Consider the following 20,536-nt stretch of genomic DNA (forward strand, 5'->3'; position numbering starts at 1 on the left):
TCGAACCAGCCGAGTTTACTCTTTCGAGCGACCGAACAGCCGTTCGCGGAGCGACCGCTTCGTCGGCCGCTCGGCGAGCAACACGGAACACTCGAGGTCGTCGACGACGTCGAAGACGAGCGAGCCGCGGACGAGTCGGGAGAGCAGGCCGCGTTCCGTCGCACCGATGATCACGAGCGTTTCGTCTGCAGCCTCGCGGGCGATCGCGCTCTCGACATCGCCAGAGGTGTCGACCGTCAGTACGGCGTCGCCGATATCGTGGTCGGCCGCCCACTCCGTCAGGAACGCCTCGCCGGCCTCGCGCTCGCTCTCGTCGTCGACGACGTGGAGGAGATCGATCGAGGCCCCGGTCGTCGAGCGCAGCGTTCTCGCAATCTCCGCACTGAGTTCGGAGTCCGGACCGCCGGCGGTCGGCAGGAGGATCCGGCTGGGATCGTAGCCCCGGTCTTTCAACACGAGGAAGTCACACGGGAGATCGTGGGCGAGTTCGTCGAGCGGCTGTTCTGCGCGTCCCGTCGCCCACGGCCGGTCCGCACCCCAGCCCATCACGACCTGATCGGCGTCGTACTGGCGAGCGGCGTCGAACACCTCCTCGAACGAGCGATGGGAGACGATCGTCGTCGTCTCGATCGTCGCACCCCGCTCTTCGGCGTGTTCGCGTGCTTGCTCGAGCAGTTTCGCGGATTCGGCGTCGATCCGATCGATCTGCTCGGCACCGCGGTCCAGCGGCGTTTGATCGGGGACCTGCACGATGTGGACCGCGTGAACCACGCCGTCGCGTTCGGCGGCGAGCGCGCTGGCGAGCGAGATGAGCTGTCGTTCGGTCCGGGGGTTTGACAGCGGCACCAGCACGCGGTATTCGTCTGCCGCGTCGGGACTGGCCGCAGTGGCCGCCGAGACCGCGACGTCGGGCATCGCCTCGGACCGATCGAGGATGTACTGCCCGAGGACACCCCGCCGGGGCGTCTTCGAGCGTGCGTACAGCGCGTACCACAGCACCGCGACGGCGACGAAGGCGAGACTCAATCCGATCTCGATCGGATCCATGAAGGCGATGAGCCCGAAGGAAAATACCGTGCCGAGGATCGGCGTCACCGGGTAGAACGGCACCCGGAAGTCCGGCTCGTACTCGGGTACGTCGGCCTGCCGGAACGCGATCAACGCGAGGTTCATCAGGCCGTAGACGATCAGGTGGAGCACGCTCGCGGCCTTGGCCAGGATCTCGAGGTCCTGGCCGAGCGCGACGATAAACACGATGATGACGCTGCCGGTCAGCAGGATCGATCGATACGGCGTCGCATACTGGGGGTGGATTTCGTTGAGTTTGTCAGTGACGATCTTGTCCCGTCCCATCGCGAAGTTGATGCGAGCCGACGAGAGGATCGACGCGTTGGCACTCGAGGCCGTCGCCAGCATCGCCGCCAGCGAGATCAGGGTGACACCGATCGCGTCGAGGACGGGGATCCCCGCGAACGTGATTTCGGCGACCTGTGAGACGGGGACGCTGTCGTCAAGCGAGTGCCAGGGGACGATGCCGACCATCGTGGCGACGAGAACGGCGTAGATCATCGTCACGACGGCGACGCTGCCGATGACCGCGATGGGGAGGTTCCGGCCGGGATTCTTCAGTTCCTCCGCGACGGTCGCGATCTTCGCGTAGCCGAGGAAGGAGACGAAGACGAGCGCGGTTCCCGGCAGAATCGCGCCGTAGCCCGCGTCGGTCGGCGCGAGGCCGTCGGTGGTCAGCGTCGTCCAGTCGAAGTGGAGGAAGCCCGTCGCAGCGAACACGGTGAGAATCCCGAGCAGGACCGTGACGATCACCGTCTGGACGCCGCCGGTCTCCTTCGCACCGATGTAGTTGATGCCGACGAACAGCAGGCCGGCGACCAGGGCACCCAGCTGGATGTCCGACACCGCAAACAGGCCGAACTCGAGCGTCGGCAGCGCGAGCGCCGTGCCGGTCAGTAACTCGGTGAGATAGCCGCCGAAGCCGATACAGTAAAACGCCGAGGCGAACGCCAGTCCCATCCAGTCGCCCATTCCGGAGATCGAGCCGAACAGGGGCCCGAGCCCGCGATTGATATAGTAGTAACCGCCGCCGGCCTTCGGCATCGCCGTCCCGAGTTCGCTCACCGCCAGCGCGTTGACCATCGCGATCGCCCCGCCGATCACGAACGAGACGACGACGACGGGGCCGGCTTCCTGTGCCGCGACGCCGGGCAGAACGAAGATCCCCGCACCGATCATCGTCCCCATGCCGATCGCGAGCGCGGAGAGGAGCCCGAGGTCCTTTGCGAGTTCGTCGTCACTCATGGCTCTCCGTCCGCGGAAGGACCACCAGCGGCCGATCGGTGTTGGCGAGGAGTTTCTGTGCGACGTCCCCGGTAAGCAGCTTTATCCACCGACTCGCTCCGCGGGGAGTGAAGACGATCGACGTCGCGTCGAGTCGTTTCGCTCGCTCCAGAATCGCCTCCGCAACGTCGGTTCCGTACAGAATTTCGGTCTCGAGGGGAACGTCTTCGTCGGCCAGTTCCGTTTCGACGCGGTTGAAGATGCGTTCGGCCCGCTCTTTGCGCTGTTCGACGCCGGCTTTGTCGGGAGCACCGCCGGCTTTCTCGATTACGTGGACGACATGAAGGGTCGGTGGCCCGTCGTGAATCTCCCGCAAAATCGCCCGACACGTTTCTTCGGCATCTTCCTCGCTGGCAATCGGGACGAGAACGGTCTCGAAAAGGGAGTCAACCATCGGTTCGACCTCCCAGCCGACCGGTCTCGGACTGCCTCGTTTCGCGCTGAAACGGGAGACACTCCGCAATCGAGGCCCTTCGCTCGAACGGATACTCGGTCATTAGCCCGGCTGTTTCCTCGTTGCGGATATAAATCTCCCGATAGAATTGTGCATTACTTATTTTTCCCAGGGTTAGATTACTGATAGCTGAAAAAGAGTCCGTTGTTGATACGATGAGCGAAGTAGAGTAGCATATAGTGGAGGAGACGCTACAACGGGGTATGGATACTCGGCTCGACGAAATCGATCGTCGAATCATTCACGCGTTGATGGACGACGCCCGGACTATCTCGGCGCCGACGATCGCGGAGGAACTGAACGTTTCTCCCGGAACGATCCGAAACCGAATCGCGCAACTCGAGGAAAACGGCGTAATCACCGGCTATCACGCGAGCATCGATTTCGAACGGGCAGAGGGGCATCTCACGAATCTGTTTATGTGTAACGCTCCGGTCTCCGAGCGCGAATCGGTGGCCCAGCGGGCGCAGATAATTCCCGGCGTGATCAACATTCGGGAACTGCTGACCGGTCGCCGAAATTTGCACGTGCTCGCGGTCGGGACCGACACCGAGGACCTGCGTCGGATAGCCCGGTCGCTCTCCGATCTCGGGATCGAGATCGAAGACGAGGTACTCGTCCAGAACGAAACGACGCAATCGTACGCACCGTTTGGCCCGGCTACCGAAACGCAAGAGGCGCTGCTCACGGATTTCGTCAGCCTCTCGGGTGACGCAGAGGTCGCCGAGGTGACGGTCGATCGAGACGCCACGATCGCCGGCATGAGTCTACAGGAAGCGGCTCGCCGCGAGACGTTCACCGACGATACGCTCGTCATCGCCATCGAACGGGACGACACCGTCTTGACCCCCCACGGTGACACGAAAATTCGACCGGACGACATCGTCACGGTCTTCTCGCGCAACGGTGTGACCGAGGAAACGATCGCGACCTTCCGCTCGAGGGAGACCGCCGATTCCGAATGACGACGTGACGAGGGCGTTCTCCCACTCAACCCGTCTCGAAGGCTGCTGTCGATCGCGTTCGACCGTGTGTTTCACTGCGCCGTCGTGAGTTGCTCCGCGAGTGCCATCGTTCGATCGGTGAGCGTCTCGGTCGTCTCGGATGCCCCCTGCAGCGTCTCGTTGATCGCGGCGAAGAGTTGGTCGAACGCGAGCGTCCCGTCCTCGTCCCGCCAGTCGTCCGTCTCGCGGACGGTGAGTCCGCAGGTCGGACACGTCACGCCCGCGCTCGCTCGAATCCCATCCGCTCGAGTCCCATCGAAACAGCCCTGACACCGCTCGAGGGCCGCCGCGACCGTCTCCCCCAGTGCGACGACCTCGCGGAGCGTCGACTGCAGGTCCCTCGCCGTCTCGGCGAAGGCCTCGAGGGATGACCGAACCTCGGAGCCGACGGTCGGTTCGAGGGCGGCGAGGCGCTCGAGGCGGGCATCGACGATCGCGAGCGCAAGTAGCACGTCGCGTCGGGCACGGCGGTACTCCGAGACGGTGTCGTCGACGGCGGTCTCAGTTTCCTCGTCCAGCGCGGACTCGAGGGTCGCGGGTAGCGACGTCGCCAGCGACGCGAAGGCGGCGACGTCCGAGATGGTCGCGCCCTGGAGGCCGGTTGTCTCACGGACGAGTTCGAACAGTTCGGCGCTCTCGACGCCGTCCGTCGAGGGGGCGGACTCGAGCGTCCCGAAGCAGTCCTCACAGACGGTAACGAGCGTGCTCTCGTGGACCTCGCCCTCGAGCGGCACGTCGCCGATGGGGTAGGGCCGGAGCGTCGTCGGTTCGTCGTCGCCGCCGACCGCGTCGCAGTGGCGACACGTGTACGCGTCGCGCTCGAACACGGCATCCCGGTCGGCGTGCCAGTCGCGTGCAGTCACGGGCGAGCGAAGACAGCGCGGCGACAAAAGCGCTCCGACGGGAGACGCGACCGACGGCCGGCTCGATGCGGTGGTAGCGCGAAACACTAACCCGCAGGCTCTCGTAACACCGGTATGGCCGACGAACCGGACGACGCGGACCGACCGGACGAATCGGAAACGGGCGGGGCAGCGATATTCGAACTCGAGCAGGCGTACGACCGCGCGGACCTCGCCGCCGTCTTCCGCGAGTTCGCGACCGCCTTCGAGTCGGGGCGATCGCTCCGGCTGGACGGCGACGAGCGGAGCGTCGATATCGCGGTTCCACAGCGCGTCGTTGCCGCATTCGAAACCGAACGCGAGTCCAACGTGGAGCCGCCGATCGCCGAACTGGAACTCGAGATCGAGTGGGACGACCCCAACGACTCGAGCCTTCGGATTACCGACCGCGACGCCCGCGATACCGCCGAGGGTCGCGATCGACCGGCGGCTGCGGACGCCGATCCGGGGACGGCGGTGATGCCCCTCGAGGGAGTCGCCGACCGGGACGGAGCCAGTTCGGAAGATGGCGACGCCGAGGGAGCAACGGCGACAGCGGAGACGGACGTAACGGCGGAGACAGACATGACGTCGGAGACGAACGCGACGACCGAAGGGGCGGGACCTGCCGAGGAGACAGTGGCTACCGATCGGACGGGGAGCTCCGAGCGGACCAGTCGGTTCGAGATCTACGAGGACAAGGCGGGCCAGTGGCGCTGGCGGCTCGTCCACTGGAACGGCAACATCGTCGCCGACAGCGGCGAAGGCTACTTCTCCCGGTCCAACGCCGAACGGGCGGCCCGAAGCGTCATGCGCAGCGCACCGTCCGCCACGATCCAGCGGCGTGATTGAGACGGTCTGGTGTAACGGTTTGCCGGAGACCGCAGAACGGTTCGCGGTTGCTCCGGAACTGACTGACAGCAGTCCGTATGAGGCGAGGAACTACCGCCGGACGTCGTCGCTGTCGCCGTCCATGTCGACGTCGAGGTCCGCCGACCAGTCGATGCGCTCGTACTCGAGCGACGGGGTCACATCGGGCGGGACGGCGTTGTATTCTCGGAGGAACGCGACGATACCGCTGGTCCCCCCGAAATCACCTCGATACCGCCGGAAGAGCCGCGGGACCGTCGCAGTAGCGTCCTCGGAATCGTAGGTGGCGTTCTCCTCGAGGAACCACTCGATGGCGATATCGAGTTCCTCGTCGACGTCTCGTGGCGAGTAGATTGCGATCGGGGGGCAGTGATCGTCGCCGTGGCTCAGCGCGAAGTGGATCCGCGGATCGCACTCCGCAAGGCGGAACTGGCGCTCGAATGCCGTGGGAAACGGCCGCGGGACGTAGCCGAGGCCCCACGGCAGCTTTGAACTCCGGAGCAGCCCGTGTTCGATGTCGTTGAGACTCAGCCAGACCCCGCTGACGGGGACCTGATCGCGCGCGAAGAACTTCCACTGATCGAGCAACCCGCCCTCGAACAGGTCGTCGTCCGCCTCTTCCTCCAGCAGGAGCTGGGCGTACGCGTTGTAACAGTTGAGCCAGAAGGCCAGTTTGCCCTCGCGATTGGACAGCGCTCGGTCCAGTTGCGACCGCTCGAGTGTTGCGAGGCGCTCCCGAAACGGATCGGCGTCGCCCTCCGTTTTGACCGCATAGAGGAGATCGGCCGAGAGCGAGAGGGGATCGAGCTGAGTCGGCATTCGTGCGGGGGTTCACCAACCAGGCCCTTGAAGCCGTGTGACGGCTCTATGCGACAGTCCTGACTGAAGATACGTTCAAGCCGTGGTTTTATTTCGATAACGGTCGAAATAATGACCGTGAATCTCAGCAAGGGATTTCTCCTGGTCATCGTCGGGCTCTTCGCGTACCTCTCGCTGTTGCTCGCGCTACCGTTCCTCCAGTACATCCTCGGGGCCCTTCTCGTCGCCTACATCCTCTATCCGGTTCAGGGACGCCTCGAGCGGCGGGTCTCGCCGCCGGTCGCCGCCTTCGCGCTCGTCCTGCTGGCGGTCGCAGTCGTCATCGTCCCGCTCGTCATCATCGTCGTGGTCGTCGCCAGCGACGCCCGGCGGCTCATCGAAAACACCGATTCCGACTCGTTCCAGACGGCCGAACTCGAGCGACTCATCGAGGAACAAACGGGCGTGAGCGTCGATATCACGTCCACGCTGGCCGACTCCGCGCAGAGCATCGGCGGGATAGCCCTCGAGCAGTCGACCGCGTGGTTCAGTGCGCTGACGCACACCCTCGTCGGGCTCGGACTCGCGATTTTCCTGCTTTACTACCTGCTCAAGGACGGGGGCAGCCTACTCGCCTGGATCCGGGAGTTGACGCCGCTCCCGGACGAGGCCCAAGACGACTTCTACCGAGAGCTGGACGCGGTGATGTGGGCTGTCCTCGCGGGCCACGTCCTGATCGCGATCATTCAGGGGTCCATCGCCGGGCTGGGGCTGTTCGCGACCGGTGTGCCAAACGCCGTGTTCTGGACGGTCGTCATGATCATCCTCTCGTTGATCCCGCTGGTCGGGTCGTTCCTGGTGTGGGGGCCGGCCGTGCTCTTCCTCTTCCTGACGGGCGAGCCGTTGCTCGCCGTGGCGCTTTTCGCCTACAGCACGGTCGTCGTCGGCCTCTCGGACGACTACCTCCGTCCGCTCCTCGTCGACCGCTACGCCGATCTCAACCCCGCCGTCATCATCCTCGGCGTCCTCGGCGGCGTCTACGCCTTCGGCATCATGGGGCTGTTCTACGGTCCTGTCGTCCTCGGCGCGCTGATGGCGACACTGGACGTGATGAGGGACCACTACAACTCACTCGAGGGCGCCCACGGAATGCAGTGACTGTCGAAACGACAGCTCTAGGAACCACTGACAGTCCTGTACACCCGATCGCACGACGCGAGCGCGGTTCGGAGCGAGCGCGGTTCGGAGCGAGCGCGGTTCGGAGCGAGCGCGGTTCGGAGCGAACGAAGTGAGCGAGAACCGCGGGGATGCGAACGGCGAGCAAAGCGAGCCGTGAGCGAACGGAGTGAGCGAGAACCGCGGACTGTGCGATCGGTGTGGAAACCGTTTCAGTTTAGACTATAACCGCGGTAGCAGCCGGAGCGGCGGCTACTGTGTCTCATCGGTGCCCGCAAGTAACTCGTCGACGAGCCGCGTGAACCGATCGATGAGCCGATCGGGTACCGTCGGCGTCACCGTCGTCAATAGCCGGCCGGTCGTATCGGGATCTGCGAGCGTGAGGACGACGCGATTTTGCTCGTCGTATCGCTTGTCGACGATCTCGTGGTCGACCAGCCGATCGAGGTGATACTCGAGCGTACTGCGGGCGACACCGAGTGCATCGGCGACATCGGCGGGCGCGGCGGGTTCGCGTTCGATCAGGTGGGTGACGATCTCGCGGGTGGTTTCCCGGCGGAACAGCGCCAGCGCGGTCCGCTCCCACGCGTCGTACGACGGCGGGTAGTAGTGCGTCCGGCCGTACCACTCCTCGCGAACGAGTCGGTCGTCCTCGAGCAGTCGACGGACGTGGTACTGGACCTGCCCCGGCGCGAACGCCGACTCCCTGACGAGTTCGTTGAAGTGAACGCCAGCGTTGGCGCGGACGTGGGCGTGGATTTCCTGTCGTGTCTCTGTCATCGGTGCTGTGATTTCCCTCCTGTCGGCCGTACCATCGCCTAGCGCCACGGTCGACATAACGGGCCTCCCGCGTTCCCATTCCTCGAGAACCGATCGCTCGCGGCCTCGAAAGCGCAACGATGGTCGAGAACGGGTCCGACGACTCGAGCGAGGAGGGGCTACTATAGTACCAACTGCAGCTATTCACACACTGGTCGCACAGTCCGCGGTTCTCGCTTACGGTGGTCGCTCACTGTGTTCGCTCACGGCTCGCTTTGCTCGCCGTTCGCATTCCCGCGGTTCTCGCTCACTTCGTTCGCTCACGGCTCGCTTTGCTCGCCGTTCGCGTTCCCGCGGTTCTCGCTCACTCCGTTCGCTCCGAACCGCGTTCGCTCCGAACCGCGCTCCCATCGTGCGATCAGGTGTGCAGTGACTTGCAGTGGCTACTAGATCGGGACAGGGACCGAAGCGAATAGGTGGGTGTCCGCCCGATTACAGGTATCGATCGCATGGTGCTCGCAATGTCGTTCGCCGACGAGTGGCTCGATCCACAGCTCGCGCCCGTCCTGGTCGCCGTCATCGTCCTCGCGGTGATCGGTACGACGGCGCTGTTCGTCGTTGGGCTCGTCGCCTATTCTCGGCGCCGGACGACCCGATACTCCCTGATCACCGTCGTGCTCGGCGTGCTGGTCGTTCGGTCGGTGACCGGACTGGGAACCGTCCTCGGACTCGTCCCCATGACGGTCCACCACCTCGTCGAACACGGCTTCGATTTCCTGATAGCCGTGCTGGTCCTCTACGCGGTCTATCGAAGCGGCCCGACGACCGAAACCGATTCTCGAGCGCCCGACGAGTGACGCCGGTTCGCCGTCGCTGCGAGCGGTCGGGATCCGTCGGGCTTTTGGCGTCCCGCACCCGACGATGTGACGAGACGAATGGCCCGGTATCACATCGAAACGTACGGGTGTACGTCGAACCGCGGGGAGAGTCGCGAGATCGAGCGACGTCTCCGCGACGCGGGCCATTACCAGGTCGACGGTCCGGGCGAAGCCGATGTCGCCATCCTCAACACCTGCACCGTCGTCGAAAAGACCGAGCGCAATATGCTCCGGCGGGCCGAAGAACTGGCCGACGAGACGGCCGACCTCTTCATCACGGGCTGTATGGCCCTCGCGCAGGGTGAGGAGTTCGCACAGGCCGGCGTCGACGGTCAGGTCCTCCACTGGGACGAGGTACCCGAGGCCGTCACCAACGGCGAGTGCCCGACGACGACCCCCGACGCAGAACCCATCCTCGACGGCGTCGTCGGTATCCTCCCCATCGCGCGCGGGTGCATGTCCGACTGCTCGTACTGTATCACCAAGCAGGCCACTGGCAAGATCGACTCGCCGCCGATCGAGGAAAACGTCGAAAAAGCCCGTGCGCTGATCCACGCCGGCGCAAAGGAGATCAGAATTACGGGCCAGGACACCGGCGTCTACGGCTGGGACGAGGGCGAGCGAAAGCTCCACCGCCTGCTCGAGGAGATCTGCGAGATCGAGGGTGACTTCCGCGTCCGCGTGGGGATGGCCAATCCGAAGGGCGTCCACGGCATCCGCGAGGAGTTGGCCGACGTCTTCGCCGCGAACGAGGAGCTGTACGATTTCCTCCACGCGCCCGTTCAGTCCGGGAGCGACGACGTGCTGGGAGACATGCGACGCCAGCACCAGGTCGAAGAGTATCTGGAGGTCGTCGAAACCTTCGACGAAACTCTCGACTACTGGACGCTGTCGACGGACTTCATCGTCGGCTTCCCGACCGAGACCGACCACGACCACGCACAGTCGATGGCACTGCTCCGCGAGACGCGTCCGGAGAAGATCAACGTCACCCGCTTCTCGAAGCGGCCCGGCACCGACGCCGCCGAATTGAAGGGACTGGGCGGCACGGTCAAAAAGGAGCGCTCGAAGGAGATGAGTGCGGTCAAGCGCGACATCGTCGCCGACGCCTACGCCGACATGGTCGGCGAGACGCGCGAAGACGTTCTCGTCGTCGAGCAGGGCACCGCCGACTCCGTCAAGTGTCGCGACTCGGCCTACCGGCAGCTCATCGTGCAGCACGCGAGCGACTACGGCCTCGAACCCGGCGATTTCGTCGACCTCGAGGTAACGGCACACGAGACGATGTACGCCTTCGGGACGCCGATCTAGGCGTCGGCCGCCCGCTCCCGGCCGGGCGGGTTCGACTCGCTCTCGAGGGTCTTCAAACGCACGGCGGAAACCAGTTTTCGGGAATCAACGGACGACTCTACTCCCATTCGGGCTGAATTGTAAGGTATGAGCAACACAGTCGAGGAGCCAACGCTGTGTCCGCGCGCCGAACGGGACGGAGAACTCGGATGTAATCCGACCAGAATCATCGAGTTACTCTCCGAAGATGACGCTCGAGCGGTGTACCTGGCCGTCGAGGAGCCGACGACGGTGTCCGAGATCGCCGACGCGCTCGAACTCCCCCAATCGACGGCCTACCGGAAGGTCGAAAACCTCCACGAGGCGGGACTGATCCGGCAGCTCAACGAGCGATCGAAGGGCGGGCTACCCGCCCATTACGTCCAGGCGATCGACCACGTGTCGGTAACGTACGACGATCCGCTGCGGATCGAGTGCGCCCAACACGGGAAGACCCTCTACTGTGAGCCCTGACCGCTGCGATGTGTGGCAGTCGGACACTCAGAGGTTCGTGACCGCGGTCTCGATTTCCTCGCGGGGGAGCGGCGAGATCCAGTCGTCCGCAACAAAGGCGTACTGTACCTCGCGCTCCGGATCGAGGACGAACGCAGAGCGCCACGGGGTCGAGACGTTCGCCATGTGATCGCGGTCGGCGAGCAAATCGAGCGAGTCGCCGATCTCACCGTTTACGTCGGCGAAAAAGCGAAAGTCCGGCTCGTCCAGCCAGCGGAGAAACTCGTTTTGCGCGTAGGGGCCGTCGCGGCTCACGCCGAGGACCGACACGTCGTCGAATTCGCCCCAGCCGGCGCGAACGAACTGTTTCCACCAGTTCTGTGCGATGGCGCTGAACGCGAAGCCGGTCGAGACCAAGACGCCGCCGCGATCGTCGAGCGCGTCGGCAAGCGTCGTCGAGCGGAACGTTTCACCGTCGCAGAGAAGCGCCTCGAAGTCCGGAGCGGTCTCGCCCTCGATCGGTGGCATACCCGAGTACTCTCGCGCGGGGAGAAAAAACTCCGCTCCGAGAGCGACCCGAGCGGGGGAGCGTCACCGCTGTTCGGCGTACCCTTATCAGTGATCGGGTACAATTGGTACCCATGCTCACGCTCTACCAGTTGGAAGGCTGCCCGTACTGCGAACTGGTCACCGACCGCCTCGAGGAACTCGAGATTGACTACGACAGCGTCTGGGTCGAGGGGCTGCACTCGAAGCGCGATGAGGTCAAGCGCATCTCGGGCCAGCGCCAGGTCCCCGTCGTCGTCGACGAGGAGTACGGCGTGACGATGGCCGAATCGGAGCGGATTCTCGACTACCTCGAGACGACCCACGCCTGAGACGGACTCGCGTCTATGTCGGTTCTCGCGCACCCGCGAACAGCCATGCGGGTGCGCCCAAACACAGATAGCGACGGACCGCCCGAGTCCGGACCCGCTCCGCTCGGTACTCTCGAGGCCCTCTGAAGCGTCCGTTCGGTGCCTCGATACCGCAACGCGGTACTCACGAGTGGCTGAACGGCGAACCGACCGATCACGTACACCAGCGCAACCGTCACCAAAACGGTCACAACGTTGTCGAGCAGGGAGAGAGACACCGCGATCAGTTCCTCGAGCCGGGTCAGTTCGGACACGCGTCCGGCGTTCGACGGGAACTCGCACAAGGATTGGGACGGCAGTCGCACCGGCGGCCGGGATCGGGCGACGCGACGGTACTAACGGCGACAACCACTACTCGAAGACGACGGCGCTGTCCTCGCCGGCAACGGTCGCCCCGTCCTGGGCGGCGAACGCGTCGTGGACGTGCTCGTAGGTAGCCTCGAGCGCTTCGACGATCACCGTGGTATCGCTCAGGACCGGCATGAAGTTGGTGTCTCCCTGCCACCGCGGAACGATGTGGGTGTGCAGGTGGTCGTCGATCGAGCCGCCAGCTCCGTCGCCGAGGTTCAAGCCGGCGTTGAACCCGTCCGGCTCGAGTGCGGCCTCGAGTGCGTCGAACGTGCGCTGTTTCAGGCGAGCGTGATCGAGCAGGACATCGTCGTCGAGAGCGGTGTAATCGCCGGTGTGGACGTATGGGATGACCATCAGGTGTCCCGGATTGTACGGATAGTTGTTCAGCATGACGAACGCGTGCTCGCTTCGCGCGACGAGCAGGTTCTCCCGATCGGATTCCCACTCGGGCAGTTCACAGAACACGCAATCCTCGATATCGGGGTTCTTGTCGTCGCGTCTGATCCACTCGATCCGCCACGGTGCAAACACCTGTTCCATATTCGATGCCACTCGAGGCGCGCCTAAAGCGTTTCAGTCCGCGCTCTCGCGTCGATCGCATCGGGAGACACCCCCGTTGCTGTATGGTACAATAGGGCATAATACCGCTATAACGAGGTGAGAAACGATTCTAAACGATATCGGGACGTCTGAGTCGTTCATTCAAAGAAGTTAATGCCGTCTTGCGATTTTTACGACTCAGACTTCAAAATGAAGGATGGGTTTAAGACGGGGCTACGACAACTAATCCGATAATGGCAACGACTAACGACTCCTTCAACGGGATGACCGAGCACTGCGACGCCTGTGAGCTAGAAACCCTCCACGAAGTGTCCGTCCAGATCAGGACCGAGAGCCTCAAGAAAGAGAACGCCCAGTTCTCCCGCGAACCGTACCGCGTCCGCGAATGCCAGCGGTGCGGGAATCGATCGAGTCAACGGATGAACAACGCCTGAGACGGCGTACTGTCACCGACGACACCCGTCGTATCTCGAGCAGACGATCCGATCTCGTTACCCGGTCTCCTGCGTTCTCTATTCATCCGACGCGGCGTTTTCGGTCGGGGTTCAGATTACCGATCGGAATTCCCGATGCCGTGGTAGAACGGAATTACTCTGCCGTCGTGACTTCGCAGCCGTCTTCGGTGACGATGATCGTGTGCTCCTTCTGGCTGACGAGGTACCCGTCGTCTTCCTTGAGAACGGGGTAACCGTGGACGATGTCGTTGCGTTTGAGTCGGCGCAGCGCCATCTCCGCGCGATCCGTCTCGAGCCACCGCGTCGCGAACGGCAGCGTTCGGAACTCCTCCGTGATCTGTTCGAGCGCATCGCGCGCCTGCCGGTTTCGGACGGTCCCCTCGCGCTCGAGCGAGAAGATTTCCTCGCTTCCACCTTCGGTGACCTTGCCGCCGCCGTCGGTCGCGAACGGCTCGATCGCGACGACATCGCCGACTTCGAGCGTCGTTCCCTGCGAGACGGCGCGATTCGGAATGTTCGGGCTGGTGTGTTGTTCCCAGTGGCCGAGTCCGTGACCGGTCAGGTTGACGACGGGGTTGTAGCCGTAGCCGTCGATCACGTCTTCGATCTCCGCCCCGATCTCGCCGGTATCGACGCCGGGCTCGACGATGTCGAGGGCGGCCTCGAGGGCCTGCTCGGAGGCCTCGGCCAGTTCGGGGTTGCCCGAGAGGTCGACGGTGATCGCGGTGTCGGCCAACCAGCCGTCAATATGAACGCCGATATCGAGGTTGATCATCTCCTCGCCGAAGGTCGTCTCGTCGTCGATCGACGGCGTCGCGTGGGCCGCCTCCTCGTCGACGGAGATGTTGACGGGGAACGCGGGTTGACCGCCGAGTTCCCGGATCCGCTCCTCTGCCCACTCGGCGACCTCGAGGTGGCTCGCGCCGACCTCGACGCGTTCTGCTGTTTCTTCGCGCACCTGCGCGAGGATCGCCCCCGCTTCGCGGTGTTTCTCGTACTGCTCGGACTCGAGGTCCACCTCGGATTCGGCCATGCACCGGGGTTGTACCGGTCGACAAAAAGAGGTTCCGTCTCTCCGTCGCCCGACGGCGTTCACTGACTCGTCCGCTCGCGGAAGCGGTGGTGCCCACGGTCGATATCGACCCACTGGCAATCGGAACAGGTGACGACGCCCTGGACGTTCGACAGTGTCGCGGTACAGCTTGGACACCGGCGCGCAGCGTACTGTGGCGGTCGGAGCATACGTCGACCCACGAGTACGTCAATAATAAATCCACCTCACGACGATCGTCGAAATACGGCGCGAACTGCGTCGGTCAGAATCGGACTGCGAGCGAACGTCTCCCTGTCCCAACCGTTTGCGGAAGAAATCACGCGTATCGCCAGCGGGGACCGTGAAACGGTCGCCACGGGTTATGCCCGCGCGGGTCTCGAGTCTATCTGGCGTGAGAGACGCCACGAACCGAGCGGGTCGTCACTGGCACGCCGCGACCGGCTCGGAGCCCGTGATCACCGCCGCGAGACCGACGGCACGAACGAGTTCCCCGGCGGGTGGATCCACCGGTCTCGCGGCGGCGATCACAGGCAGTTTCCGCGGACTGTCCCGCGACGGACGCACGCACTGGAAAGTGTTGGTTTTACGCCGAACGTCCCCTTCATTTGATTGGTTTTTGGATAGTACGCGACAGCGAATTTTAACAGCTGTAGCCGTTTCCCGCCGCTCTATTACCAGTATCGGAGTGGGAAGACGAATGGGTATCGTTCAATTTTTGCCGGCCCGCGATGGAAATGGTAGACCTTTTACCCCCATCGGAGAACCGTATAGACGAAATGAGCTACGACAAGATCGAGGTCCCCGACGAGGGGGAGCAGATTACGCTGAAGGAGGGTACCGAGGGCGAGATCGAGGTGCCCGACAATCCGATTATCCCGATTATCCACGGCGACGGCATCGGGAAAGACGTCGGACCCGCCGCACAGAAGGTTCTTGAAGCCGCCGCGGAAGCGACCGGTCGGAGCATCAGCTGGATGCGCGTCTACGCCGGCGAGAGCGCCCAGGAAAAGTACAGCGAGAACCTGCCCGACGAGACCGTCGAGGCGATCAGAGAACACCGCGTCGCGATCAAGGGGCCGCTGACGACGCCCGTCGGTTCCGGCTTCCGATCGCTCAACGTCGCCCTTCGACAGACGCTGGACCTGTACGCGAACGTTCGGCCGACCTACTACCTCGACGGCGTCCCGTCACCGATGAAGGCGCCCGAGGAGATGGACATGGTGACGTTCCGGGAGAACACCGAAGACGTCTACGCCGGCATCGAGTGGGAGGCCGGCACCGACGACTCCGAAAAAGTTCGGGATTTCGTCGAAGAAGAGATGGACTTCGACGGCATCATGCACGAGGGAGACATCGGCCTCGGTCTGAAGCCGATCTCCGAGAAGGGGAGCAAGCGCCTCGTCCGCGAGGCCATCGACTACGCCATCGAGAACGACCGCGACAAGGTCACGCTCGTCCACAAGGGGAACATCATGAAGTTCACCGAGGGACAGTTCGGTGACTGGGGGATGGAAGTCGCCGAGGAGGAGTACCCCGACGAGGAGGTCTTCGCCGCGCCCGACTCCCTGTGGGAGACCCAGGACGAGGTCGACATCCCCGAGGACGCCGTCATGGTCGAGGAGCGCCTCGCCGACGCGATGCTCCAGTGGATGCAGCTGCGCACCGACGAGTTCGACATCCTCGCGATGCCGAACCTCAACGGTGACTACCTCTCCGACGCCGCCGGCGCCCAGATCGGCGGTCTCGGTATCGCACCCGGCGGTAACTTCGGCACGGGTCGCATGCTCGCGGAACCGGTCCACGGCTCCGCGCCCAAGCGCGCCGGCCAGGACATGGCAAACCCGACCGCGATGATCCTCTCCGGCCGTCTCATGTTCGACTACCTCGGCTGGGACGACGCTTCGGACCTGATTCGCGACGCCGTCGAGGAGACCATCTCCTCGGGCAAGGTCACCTACGACCTCGAGCGCCAGCTCGAGGACGCCGAGAAACTCGCCACCAGCGAGTACACCGACGAGATCGTCGACACCATCGAGCAGCTCTCGTAGAGCGTTTGCCGGGCGCACAGAACGCGCAGCGTTCTGACGCTCTCACGAACGCTTTGGAGGGCAGTTCTCGCATTCTCGCGGTTCTCCGGTCGCAGATATGGCCAGCACTGTTTTATTCACGTGAGAGTATCCGTCGGGCGACGACGGATGGACGGTCGATTTGGTGTCCGCAACCGTCGCGGTTTCCGGGGTCCTCGAATGCGAATGGCACACAATCCCGCTTCGAGCCCTCACCGCGGACTAATTTGCGTTTTTACCCGTATACTCCCGTTTATGTAAAATTCAAATAGTATGAATAATCAGCGAATCTTTTGTATACTGGGTTCGATCAGGTGTGCATGCCACCCACACCATCACCCCACGACACGGTTCCGGACTTCATCGTCGAACGGTTTGCCGACCACTCGATCGAGGAACTGCGAGAGATCGCCAGGTACGCCGAAACGCTCGACCAATCGGAGAACGTTCCCGACTACATCGTCCGAGCGTTTGCGATTCAGGACGACGAAACCCGTACAGTCGTCGCCATCTACGCGGACGAACTCGCGGATTCCCTCGAGGCGAGCGAACGGGCGGTCGACGAGGACGAATCGGACGGCAGCGACGACGACACGAGACCCGGCAGAACGGGAGGGATGTTTTTCGGCTGAGTCGGGCAATCACCGGCTGATCGCTCGAGAGCGCGATCGCCATCCCCGGAGAGGTGGAACGGCAACAGCCGTCCGTAAGTGGGCTCCGCCGGCGCGAACGGGGACTGGGAACGCACTGGCCGGTTCGTCGCGTGGCGCTTAGCGATGTCGACGGCCCCGGCGAAGAATCCGACCGGGAACGGATCCGGCTCGACGGAGCGTAATAGTTTCACTGTCGGAGCGGCTACGTCCGCCTCATGGAGGATCTCGACGTGCACGTCGTCGACACCGATCACGAGCGCGAGGACGCCTTCGCGGTCCGTCGCGAGGTGTTCGTCGCGGAGCAGGGCGTCGACGAAGAACTGGAGTACGACGAGCACGACGAGACGGCCACTCACTTCGTCGCCTACGACGGCGACGAACCGATCGGCGCAGCGCGACTGCGCGAGTACGAGGCGGACGTCGGCAAGGTCGAACGCGTCGCTGTCCTCGAGTCGCGACGGGAGGAAGGCGTCGGCCGTGCGCTGCTGCAGGTCCTCGAGGAGCGAGCCGACGCGCTTGGCTTCACGACGCTGAAATTGCACTCGCAGACGCGAGCCGCCGCCTTCTATCGGAGTCTTGGCTACGACCGACGCGGGGACGAGTTCGAGGAAGCCGGAATCCCCCACGTCGAGATGCGAAAGTCGCTAGTGTGATTAGTCGTCGAACCCCTCGAGACCGTCACTCGAGTCGGGACAGTTCGCCGGTCCGCTCCTTGCGGACGAGATCGCGAACGAATAGTCGGAGCTGCCGACACAGGAGTATAGCGCGTGAGCGCCACCCGTGGTCGGCTGAACTGATCACCGTCGAAATCGGTGTCTTTCGAGCGTCTGACTGAGCTTCAAGGGCCAGCGTGTGGCCATCGATGCTATGGTCCAGGTCATTCATCGCCCCCTGAACGCGGTCGCGTCGACGGTACCGATGGTACAGAAAGCGGGTCGTCTCCTCTTCCCGCTTGCAATCGCGCTCGCCGTTACCGGCAGCGGACTGCTCGTCTTCTTCGCGCTAGTTTCTGCCCTCTTGCTGTAACGGCTCGCGTCTATCGGTTTCGCCGGTCGACCGTTCCCATTTCAAGTGCTATCGGTCCGATCTCGGACGAATCGCCCGGCCAGTCCGACGAGTACCAGCACCATCGCCGCGGCGAACGCGACGACGAACGCCGACGCCGGTTCCGTGACCGTCTCGAGTTCCGCGAGGACGAACTCGCCGGCGAGGACGATCGCGACGACGAACAGCGCGAGGCCGCCGAGGTTCGCCGGCAGCGAGTTCGTTTCGGGGACGACCGCGGGATCGTTCAGCAAGTAGAGGATCACCGCGATGGCGAAGGGCGTGCCGACGAGTCCAAACGCCAGCGTGAGGACGAGCAACTGGAAGAACGCTCCCTCGAGGAACGCGCCGACGGCCGAAGCGAGCGCAACGGCGACGATGGCGGCCCGGTATCGGCCGTCGGTGACGGACTGCTCCCAGCCGAGTTTGTCGGCAAGGAGGTACGGCGGGACGATCGTGTTGCCGCCGAGGGTCGAGACCGCCGCACCGAGGAGGCCGGCGAGGAACAGCCACGTGGCGTACTCGCCGGCGATCGGACCGAGCGTCTGGGCGGCTCCCACCCCATCGATCGTCGCCGGATCGACGCCGGCCGAGGGGAGGACGCTCGCCGCGACGAGAAAGACGCCGAGGCTGAAGATCCCGAAGGCGACAAGCATCGAACTGACGACGTCGAACGTCGCGATGTCAGCGTCGCGGGCGGTCCAGCCGCGGGCGCGCATCGTATAGCTCTGCATCGTCAGCAGCGTGATGTGGACCGCGCCACCGAGGATCCCCGCGGCGACGAGCGCCCCGTCGACGCCGGCCGGAATCGCGGGTTTCAGGCCGTTCGCTGCCGCGACCGGATCGATCGGGACGACGAACGCGCTCGCGACGAACGCGACGACGACGATCGAGACGAGGAGCTTGGCTCCGACCTCCGCGAGCCGATAGCCACCGCCCGCGAGCCCCAGTGCGAGGATCACCGCCCAGAGCACGCCCCAGAATCGCGGATCGGTCAGCGCGGCGGTACCGACTCCCGCGCTTCCGACGATCGTCGCGCTCACGCCCGCCAGCGTCTTCATGATAACGAGCTGGGCGAGCCCCGCGGCCAGCACGACGTCGACTACGAGCACCCAGGCCCACGACGAGCCGAGGTGGCGCTCGACGACCGCGACGACCCCCGCTTCGGTGAGCAGCCCCAGCCGCATCGCGAGATACTGTCCGACGGTGCCCAAGACGGCCGATAGAACGACGACCCATAGCAGCGCGTACCCGAAGCTCGCACCCGCAACGAGCAGACTGGCCATCGTCGCCGGTCCCGCCGCGATCGCGCCGGCGAGCCACGTCGGGCCCAATCGATCGAGTACCATTCTGATTCGCCCCACTCCGGCCGTCTGCTGCTCCGTTGCCATCGGCCTCTCTTGCGAACTGAGATATATAACTCCGTGGTATTCATCGGTGGCGGCCAGCCGAATTCACTTTCTCTGCGTCGCGTACTCACTCCGCCTGCCAGCTCGGGTTCTCCCGCGGCGGACTGAAGATGTCGACGCCGCGGACCGTCTCGTCGCCGCGATTCTCGGCCGCGTGGGGCTGCTCGCCCGGAATCGCGTAGGAGTCGCCGGGACCGCAGACGACCTCCTCGCCGTCGGTGACGAACGTCAACTCTCCCTCGTACAGGAAGCCGGTCTGTTCGTGGGGATGGCTGTGCTCCTCGACAACTGCACCGGGCTCGATCTCGAAGTGCTGGACGTTCATCGAGTCGGTGCCGGCCATCAGCGCCAGGTGGACGCCGTCGGCGGCTTCCGATGGCTCGAGATCGGTCAGGGAAACGCGTTCCATACGCCTCAAGCGGGGCCCGAGTGCCTAATAGTTCCGCCGGTGCCCCGGCCGTTCACTTCCGCTCCGGTTGCCGAACGTTGAACTGTCGGGGCGGCCCACTGTCTGCTATGTACGCCGTCGTCGGCTGTAGCGAGTGTTCGAACCTCTGGATCATCGAGGGGCGCTCCGAGACGACCCAGTGTCCCCGCTGTGGCTCGCGGAAAGCCTACGAAAAGCGCAAGAAGTTCGTCGAAACCGACGACGCCGCCCACGCCCGCGATGTCCGGGCCTCGATGCTCGCGAACCGGCAGGGGGAGGGCGAAGCCTTCGCGAAACTCGACTCCTTCGCCGACCTCGAGGACGACGTGGCGGACGGCGTCGTCGACGACGAGGAGTACCTCGAGGGATCAGGACTGGATGTGGAGGAAGTCGAGGCGGCCGGCGACCGTGATCCGCGCGGGTCCACCCGCAGCGGCAGCAAGCAGGAGATCGTCAAGGGGGCGCTCGAGGACCTCGAACAGCCGACCGAGGAAGAGGTCGTCGCGTACGCGGGTGAGCGCGGCGTTTCGGCCGAGTACGTTCGAGAGGCGCTCGAGAAACTCGCCCGACGCGGAGTCGTCAGCGAGAGTCGCGGTCAGTATCGCCTGCTGTAGGCTCGCAGCGGCCGTTTTTCCCGTCGTACGC

At 64.2% G+C, this 20,536-nt stretch carries 23 protein-coding genes; 13 read left to right on the top strand and 10 right to left on the bottom strand.

Annotation, left to right across the window (positions count from 1 at the left end):
• Window positions 1-15: 15 nt before the first annotated feature.
• Window positions 16-2,313 (bottom strand): amino acid permease, encoded by a 2,298-nt coding sequence (locus ACEWFR_RS19380; protein ID WP_374062596.1) that lies wholly within the window; start codon window positions 2,311-2,313, stop codon window positions 16-18.
• Window positions 2,306-2,746, bottom strand: coding sequence for a universal stress protein (locus ACEWFR_RS19385; RefSeq protein ID WP_374062597.1), 441 nt, complete (start codon window positions 2,744-2,746; stop codon window positions 2,306-2,308). Before ACEWFR_RS19385 ends, ACEWFR_RS19380 begins: the two co-directional genes overlap by 8 nt.
• A gap of 263 nt (window positions 2,747-3,009) precedes the next feature.
• Here ACEWFR_RS19385 and ACEWFR_RS19390 point away from each other — a divergent pair, with 263 nt between their 5' ends.
• A complete protein-coding gene (locus ACEWFR_RS19390) occupies window positions 3,010-3,771 on the top strand; it encodes a winged helix-turn-helix transcriptional regulator (protein ID WP_374062598.1) in 762 nt (253 codons plus the stop codon).
• Window positions 3,772-3,842: 71 nt separating this feature from the next.
• Here the strand turns inward: ACEWFR_RS19390 and ACEWFR_RS19395 are convergent, their stop codons facing one another.
• Window positions 3,843-4,673, bottom strand: coding sequence for an HNH endonuclease (locus ACEWFR_RS19395; protein ID WP_374062599.1), 831 nt, complete (start codon window positions 4,671-4,673; stop codon window positions 3,843-3,845).
• A gap of 114 nt (window positions 4,674-4,787) precedes the next feature.
• On the opposite strand from ACEWFR_RS19395, the gene ACEWFR_RS19400 reads away from it, so the two are divergent.
• The gene (locus ACEWFR_RS19400) at window positions 4,788-5,543 is read left to right on the top strand and encodes an amphi-Trp domain-containing protein (RefSeq protein WP_374062600.1); all 756 of its coding nucleotides are present in this window, start codon (window positions 4,788-4,790) and stop codon (window positions 5,541-5,543) included.
• A gap of 90 nt (window positions 5,544-5,633) precedes the next feature.
• On the opposite strand, the gene ACEWFR_RS19405 is transcribed toward ACEWFR_RS19400, so the two are convergent.
• Complete coding sequence (locus ACEWFR_RS19405) at window positions 5,634-6,380, bottom strand: DUF547 domain-containing protein (protein WP_374062601.1); 747 nt, start codon at window positions 6,378-6,380, stop codon at window positions 5,634-5,636.
• A 111-nt stretch (window positions 6,381-6,491) separates the two neighbouring features.
• On the opposite strand from ACEWFR_RS19405, the gene ACEWFR_RS19410 reads away from it, so the two are divergent.
• Window positions 6,492-7,517, top strand: coding sequence for an AI-2E family transporter (locus tag ACEWFR_RS19410; protein ID WP_374062602.1), 1,026 nt, complete (start codon window positions 6,492-6,494; stop codon window positions 7,515-7,517).
• Window positions 7,518-7,787: 270 nt separating this feature from the next.
• Here ACEWFR_RS19410 and ACEWFR_RS19415 read toward each other — a convergent pair whose 3' ends face one another.
• Window positions 7,788-8,315 carry a winged helix-turn-helix transcriptional regulator gene (locus tag ACEWFR_RS19415; protein ID WP_374062603.1) on the bottom strand — a complete coding sequence of 176 codons (528 nt, stop codon included), beginning with the start codon at window positions 8,313-8,315 and terminating at the stop codon, window positions 7,788-7,790.
• Between the two features lie 488 nt (window positions 8,316-8,803).
• On the opposite strand from ACEWFR_RS19415, the gene ACEWFR_RS19420 reads away from it, so the two are divergent.
• The 3 genes from ACEWFR_RS19420 (at window position 8,804) to ACEWFR_RS19430 (ending at window position 10,975) form a co-directional block, all read left to right on the top strand.
• On the top strand, window positions 8,804-9,151 hold the full coding sequence (locus tag ACEWFR_RS19420; protein WP_374062604.1) for a hypothetical protein: 348 nt from the start codon (window positions 8,804-8,806) through the stop codon (window positions 9,149-9,151).
• 78 nt (window positions 9,152-9,229) lie between these two features.
• Complete coding sequence (locus tag ACEWFR_RS19425) at window positions 9,230-10,483, top strand: tRNA (N(6)-L-threonylcarbamoyladenosine(37)-C(2))-methylthiotransferase (RefSeq protein ID WP_374062605.1); 1,254 nt, start codon at window positions 9,230-9,232, stop codon at window positions 10,481-10,483.
• Between the two features lie 126 nt (window positions 10,484-10,609).
• On the top strand, window positions 10,610-10,975 hold the full coding sequence (locus tag ACEWFR_RS19430) for a helix-turn-helix domain-containing protein (protein ID WP_374062606.1): 366 nt from the start codon (window positions 10,610-10,612) through the stop codon (window positions 10,973-10,975).
• A gap of 27 nt (window positions 10,976-11,002) precedes the next feature.
• On the opposite strand, the gene ACEWFR_RS19435 is transcribed toward ACEWFR_RS19430, so the two are convergent.
• Window positions 11,003-11,482: a redoxin domain-containing protein gene (locus ACEWFR_RS19435; protein ID WP_374062607.1), complete on the bottom strand. Its 480-nt coding sequence runs from the start codon at window positions 11,480-11,482 to the stop codon at window positions 11,003-11,005.
• A 113-nt stretch (window positions 11,483-11,595) separates the two neighbouring features.
• Here ACEWFR_RS19435 and ACEWFR_RS19440 point away from each other — a divergent pair, with 113 nt between their 5' ends.
• Window positions 11,596-11,832 (top strand): glutathione S-transferase N-terminal domain-containing protein, encoded by a 237-nt coding sequence (locus ACEWFR_RS19440; RefSeq protein WP_374062608.1) that lies wholly within the window; start codon window positions 11,596-11,598, stop codon window positions 11,830-11,832.
• Window positions 11,833-12,222: 390 nt separating this feature from the next.
• On the opposite strand, the gene ACEWFR_RS19445 is transcribed toward ACEWFR_RS19440, so the two are convergent.
• Window positions 12,223-12,762 (bottom strand): HIT domain-containing protein, encoded by a 540-nt coding sequence (locus tag ACEWFR_RS19445; RefSeq protein ID WP_374062609.1) that lies wholly within the window; start codon window positions 12,760-12,762, stop codon window positions 12,223-12,225.
• 254 nt (window positions 12,763-13,016) lie between these two features.
• Here ACEWFR_RS19445 and ACEWFR_RS19450 point away from each other — a divergent pair, with 254 nt between their 5' ends.
• Window positions 13,017-13,217: a hypothetical protein gene (locus ACEWFR_RS19450; protein ID WP_098724550.1), complete on the top strand. Its 201-nt coding sequence runs from the start codon at window positions 13,017-13,019 to the stop codon at window positions 13,215-13,217.
• Between the two features lie 154 nt (window positions 13,218-13,371).
• Here ACEWFR_RS19450 and map read toward each other — a convergent pair whose 3' ends face one another.
• Window positions 13,372-14,271 (bottom strand): type II methionyl aminopeptidase, encoded by a 900-nt coding sequence (map, locus tag ACEWFR_RS19455; RefSeq protein WP_374062610.1) that lies wholly within the window; start codon window positions 14,269-14,271, stop codon window positions 13,372-13,374.
• A 797-nt stretch (window positions 14,272-15,068) separates the two neighbouring features.
• On the opposite strand from map, the gene icd reads away from it, so the two are divergent.
• From icd to ACEWFR_RS19475, 4 genes are all read left to right on the top strand, one after another.
• Complete coding sequence (icd, locus tag ACEWFR_RS19460; protein ID WP_374062611.1) at window positions 15,069-16,340, top strand: isocitrate dehydrogenase (NADP(+)); 1,272 nt, start codon at window positions 15,069-15,071, stop codon at window positions 16,338-16,340.
• 338 nt (window positions 16,341-16,678) lie between these two features.
• Complete coding sequence (locus tag ACEWFR_RS19465) at window positions 16,679-16,990, top strand: hypothetical protein (protein WP_374062612.1); 312 nt, start codon at window positions 16,679-16,681, stop codon at window positions 16,988-16,990.
• 236 nt (window positions 16,991-17,226) lie between these two features.
• Entirely contained in the window at window positions 17,227-17,664 is a 438-nt protein-coding gene (locus ACEWFR_RS19470; protein ID WP_374062613.1) for a GNAT family N-acetyltransferase, read from the top strand.
• Window positions 17,665-17,878: 214 nt separating this feature from the next.
• Window positions 17,879-18,037, top strand: coding sequence for a hypothetical protein (locus ACEWFR_RS19475; RefSeq protein WP_374062614.1), 159 nt, complete (start codon window positions 17,879-17,881; stop codon window positions 18,035-18,037).
• A 41-nt stretch (window positions 18,038-18,078) separates the two neighbouring features.
• Here ACEWFR_RS19475 and ACEWFR_RS19480 read toward each other — a convergent pair whose 3' ends face one another.
• Both ACEWFR_RS19480 and ACEWFR_RS19485 read right to left on the bottom strand, forming a co-directional pair.
• Window positions 18,079-19,446: an NRAMP family divalent metal transporter gene (locus ACEWFR_RS19480; RefSeq protein WP_374062615.1), complete on the bottom strand. Its 1,368-nt coding sequence runs from the start codon at window positions 19,444-19,446 to the stop codon at window positions 18,079-18,081.
• Window positions 19,447-19,531: 85 nt separating this feature from the next.
• On the bottom strand, window positions 19,532-19,873 hold the full coding sequence (locus ACEWFR_RS19485; protein WP_374062616.1) for a cupin domain-containing protein: 342 nt from the start codon (window positions 19,871-19,873) through the stop codon (window positions 19,532-19,534).
• Between the two features lie 107 nt (window positions 19,874-19,980).
• Here ACEWFR_RS19485 and ACEWFR_RS19490 point away from each other — a divergent pair, with 107 nt between their 5' ends.
• Window positions 19,981-20,505: a DUF5817 domain-containing protein gene (locus tag ACEWFR_RS19490; RefSeq protein ID WP_374062617.1), complete on the top strand. Its 525-nt coding sequence runs from the start codon at window positions 19,981-19,983 to the stop codon at window positions 20,503-20,505.
• Window positions 20,506-20,536: the final 31 nt, after the last annotated feature.

Source organism: Natrinema sp. H-ect4 (assembly GCF_041894845.1).
In the GTDB taxonomy this organism is placed as follows: Archaea; Halobacteriota; Halobacteria; order Halobacteriales; family Natrialbaceae; genus Natrinema.

Excerpts from the sequence above, each read along its gene's own strand:
- ACEWFR_RS19380 (WP_374062596.1), bottom strand. The coding sequence starts at position 2,313 with ATGAGTGACGACGAACTCGCAAAGGACCTCGGGCTCCTCTCCGCGCTC.
- ACEWFR_RS19385 (WP_374062597.1), bottom strand. The coding sequence starts at position 2,746 with ATGGTTGACTCCCTTTTCGAGACCGTTCTCGTCCCGATTGCCAGCGAG.
- ACEWFR_RS19390 (WP_374062598.1), top strand. The coding sequence starts at position 3,010 with ATGGATACTCGGCTCGACGAAATCGATCGTCGAATCATTCACGCGTTG.
- ACEWFR_RS19400 (WP_374062600.1), top strand. The coding sequence starts at position 4,788 with ATGGCCGACGAACCGGACGACGCGGACCGACCGGACGAATCGGAAACG.
- ACEWFR_RS19405 (WP_374062601.1), bottom strand. The coding sequence starts at position 6,380 with ATGCCGACTCAGCTCGATCCCCTCTCGCTCTCGGCCGATCTCCTCTAT.
- ACEWFR_RS19410 (WP_374062602.1), top strand. The coding sequence starts at position 6,492 with ATGACCGTGAATCTCAGCAAGGGATTTCTCCTGGTCATCGTCGGGCTC.
- ACEWFR_RS19415 (WP_374062603.1), bottom strand. The coding sequence starts at position 8,315 with ATGACAGAGACACGACAGGAAATCCACGCCCACGTCCGCGCCAACGCT.
- ACEWFR_RS19420 (WP_374062604.1), top strand. The coding sequence starts at position 8,804 with ATGGTGCTCGCAATGTCGTTCGCCGACGAGTGGCTCGATCCACAGCTC.
- ACEWFR_RS19425 (WP_374062605.1), top strand. The coding sequence starts at position 9,230 with ATGGCCCGGTATCACATCGAAACGTACGGGTGTACGTCGAACCGCGGG.
- ACEWFR_RS19430 (WP_374062606.1), top strand. The coding sequence starts at position 10,610 with ATGAGCAACACAGTCGAGGAGCCAACGCTGTGTCCGCGCGCCGAACGG.
- ACEWFR_RS19435 (WP_374062607.1), bottom strand. The coding sequence starts at position 11,482 with ATGCCACCGATCGAGGGCGAGACCGCTCCGGACTTCGAGGCGCTTCTC.
- ACEWFR_RS19440 (WP_374062608.1), top strand. The coding sequence starts at position 11,596 with ATGCTCACGCTCTACCAGTTGGAAGGCTGCCCGTACTGCGAACTGGTC.
- ACEWFR_RS19445 (WP_374062609.1), bottom strand. The coding sequence starts at position 12,762 with ATGGAACAGGTGTTTGCACCGTGGCGGATCGAGTGGATCAGACGCGAC.
- ACEWFR_RS19450 (WP_098724550.1), top strand. The coding sequence starts at position 13,017 with ATGGCAACGACTAACGACTCCTTCAACGGGATGACCGAGCACTGCGAC.
- map (WP_374062610.1), bottom strand. The coding sequence starts at position 14,271 with ATGGCCGAATCCGAGGTGGACCTCGAGTCCGAGCAGTACGAGAAACAC.
- icd (WP_374062611.1), top strand. The coding sequence starts at position 15,069 with ATGAGCTACGACAAGATCGAGGTCCCCGACGAGGGGGAGCAGATTACG.
- ACEWFR_RS19465 (WP_374062612.1), top strand. The coding sequence starts at position 16,679 with ATGCCACCCACACCATCACCCCACGACACGGTTCCGGACTTCATCGTC.
- ACEWFR_RS19470 (WP_374062613.1), top strand. The coding sequence starts at position 17,227 with ATGGAGGATCTCGACGTGCACGTCGTCGACACCGATCACGAGCGCGAG.
- ACEWFR_RS19475 (WP_374062614.1), top strand. The coding sequence starts at position 17,879 with ATGGTCCAGGTCATTCATCGCCCCCTGAACGCGGTCGCGTCGACGGTA.
- ACEWFR_RS19480 (WP_374062615.1), bottom strand. The coding sequence starts at position 19,446 with ATGGCAACGGAGCAGCAGACGGCCGGAGTGGGGCGAATCAGAATGGTA.
- ACEWFR_RS19485 (WP_374062616.1), bottom strand. The coding sequence starts at position 19,873 with ATGGAACGCGTTTCCCTGACCGATCTCGAGCCATCGGAAGCCGCCGAC.
- ACEWFR_RS19490 (WP_374062617.1), top strand. The coding sequence starts at position 19,981 with ATGTACGCCGTCGTCGGCTGTAGCGAGTGTTCGAACCTCTGGATCATC.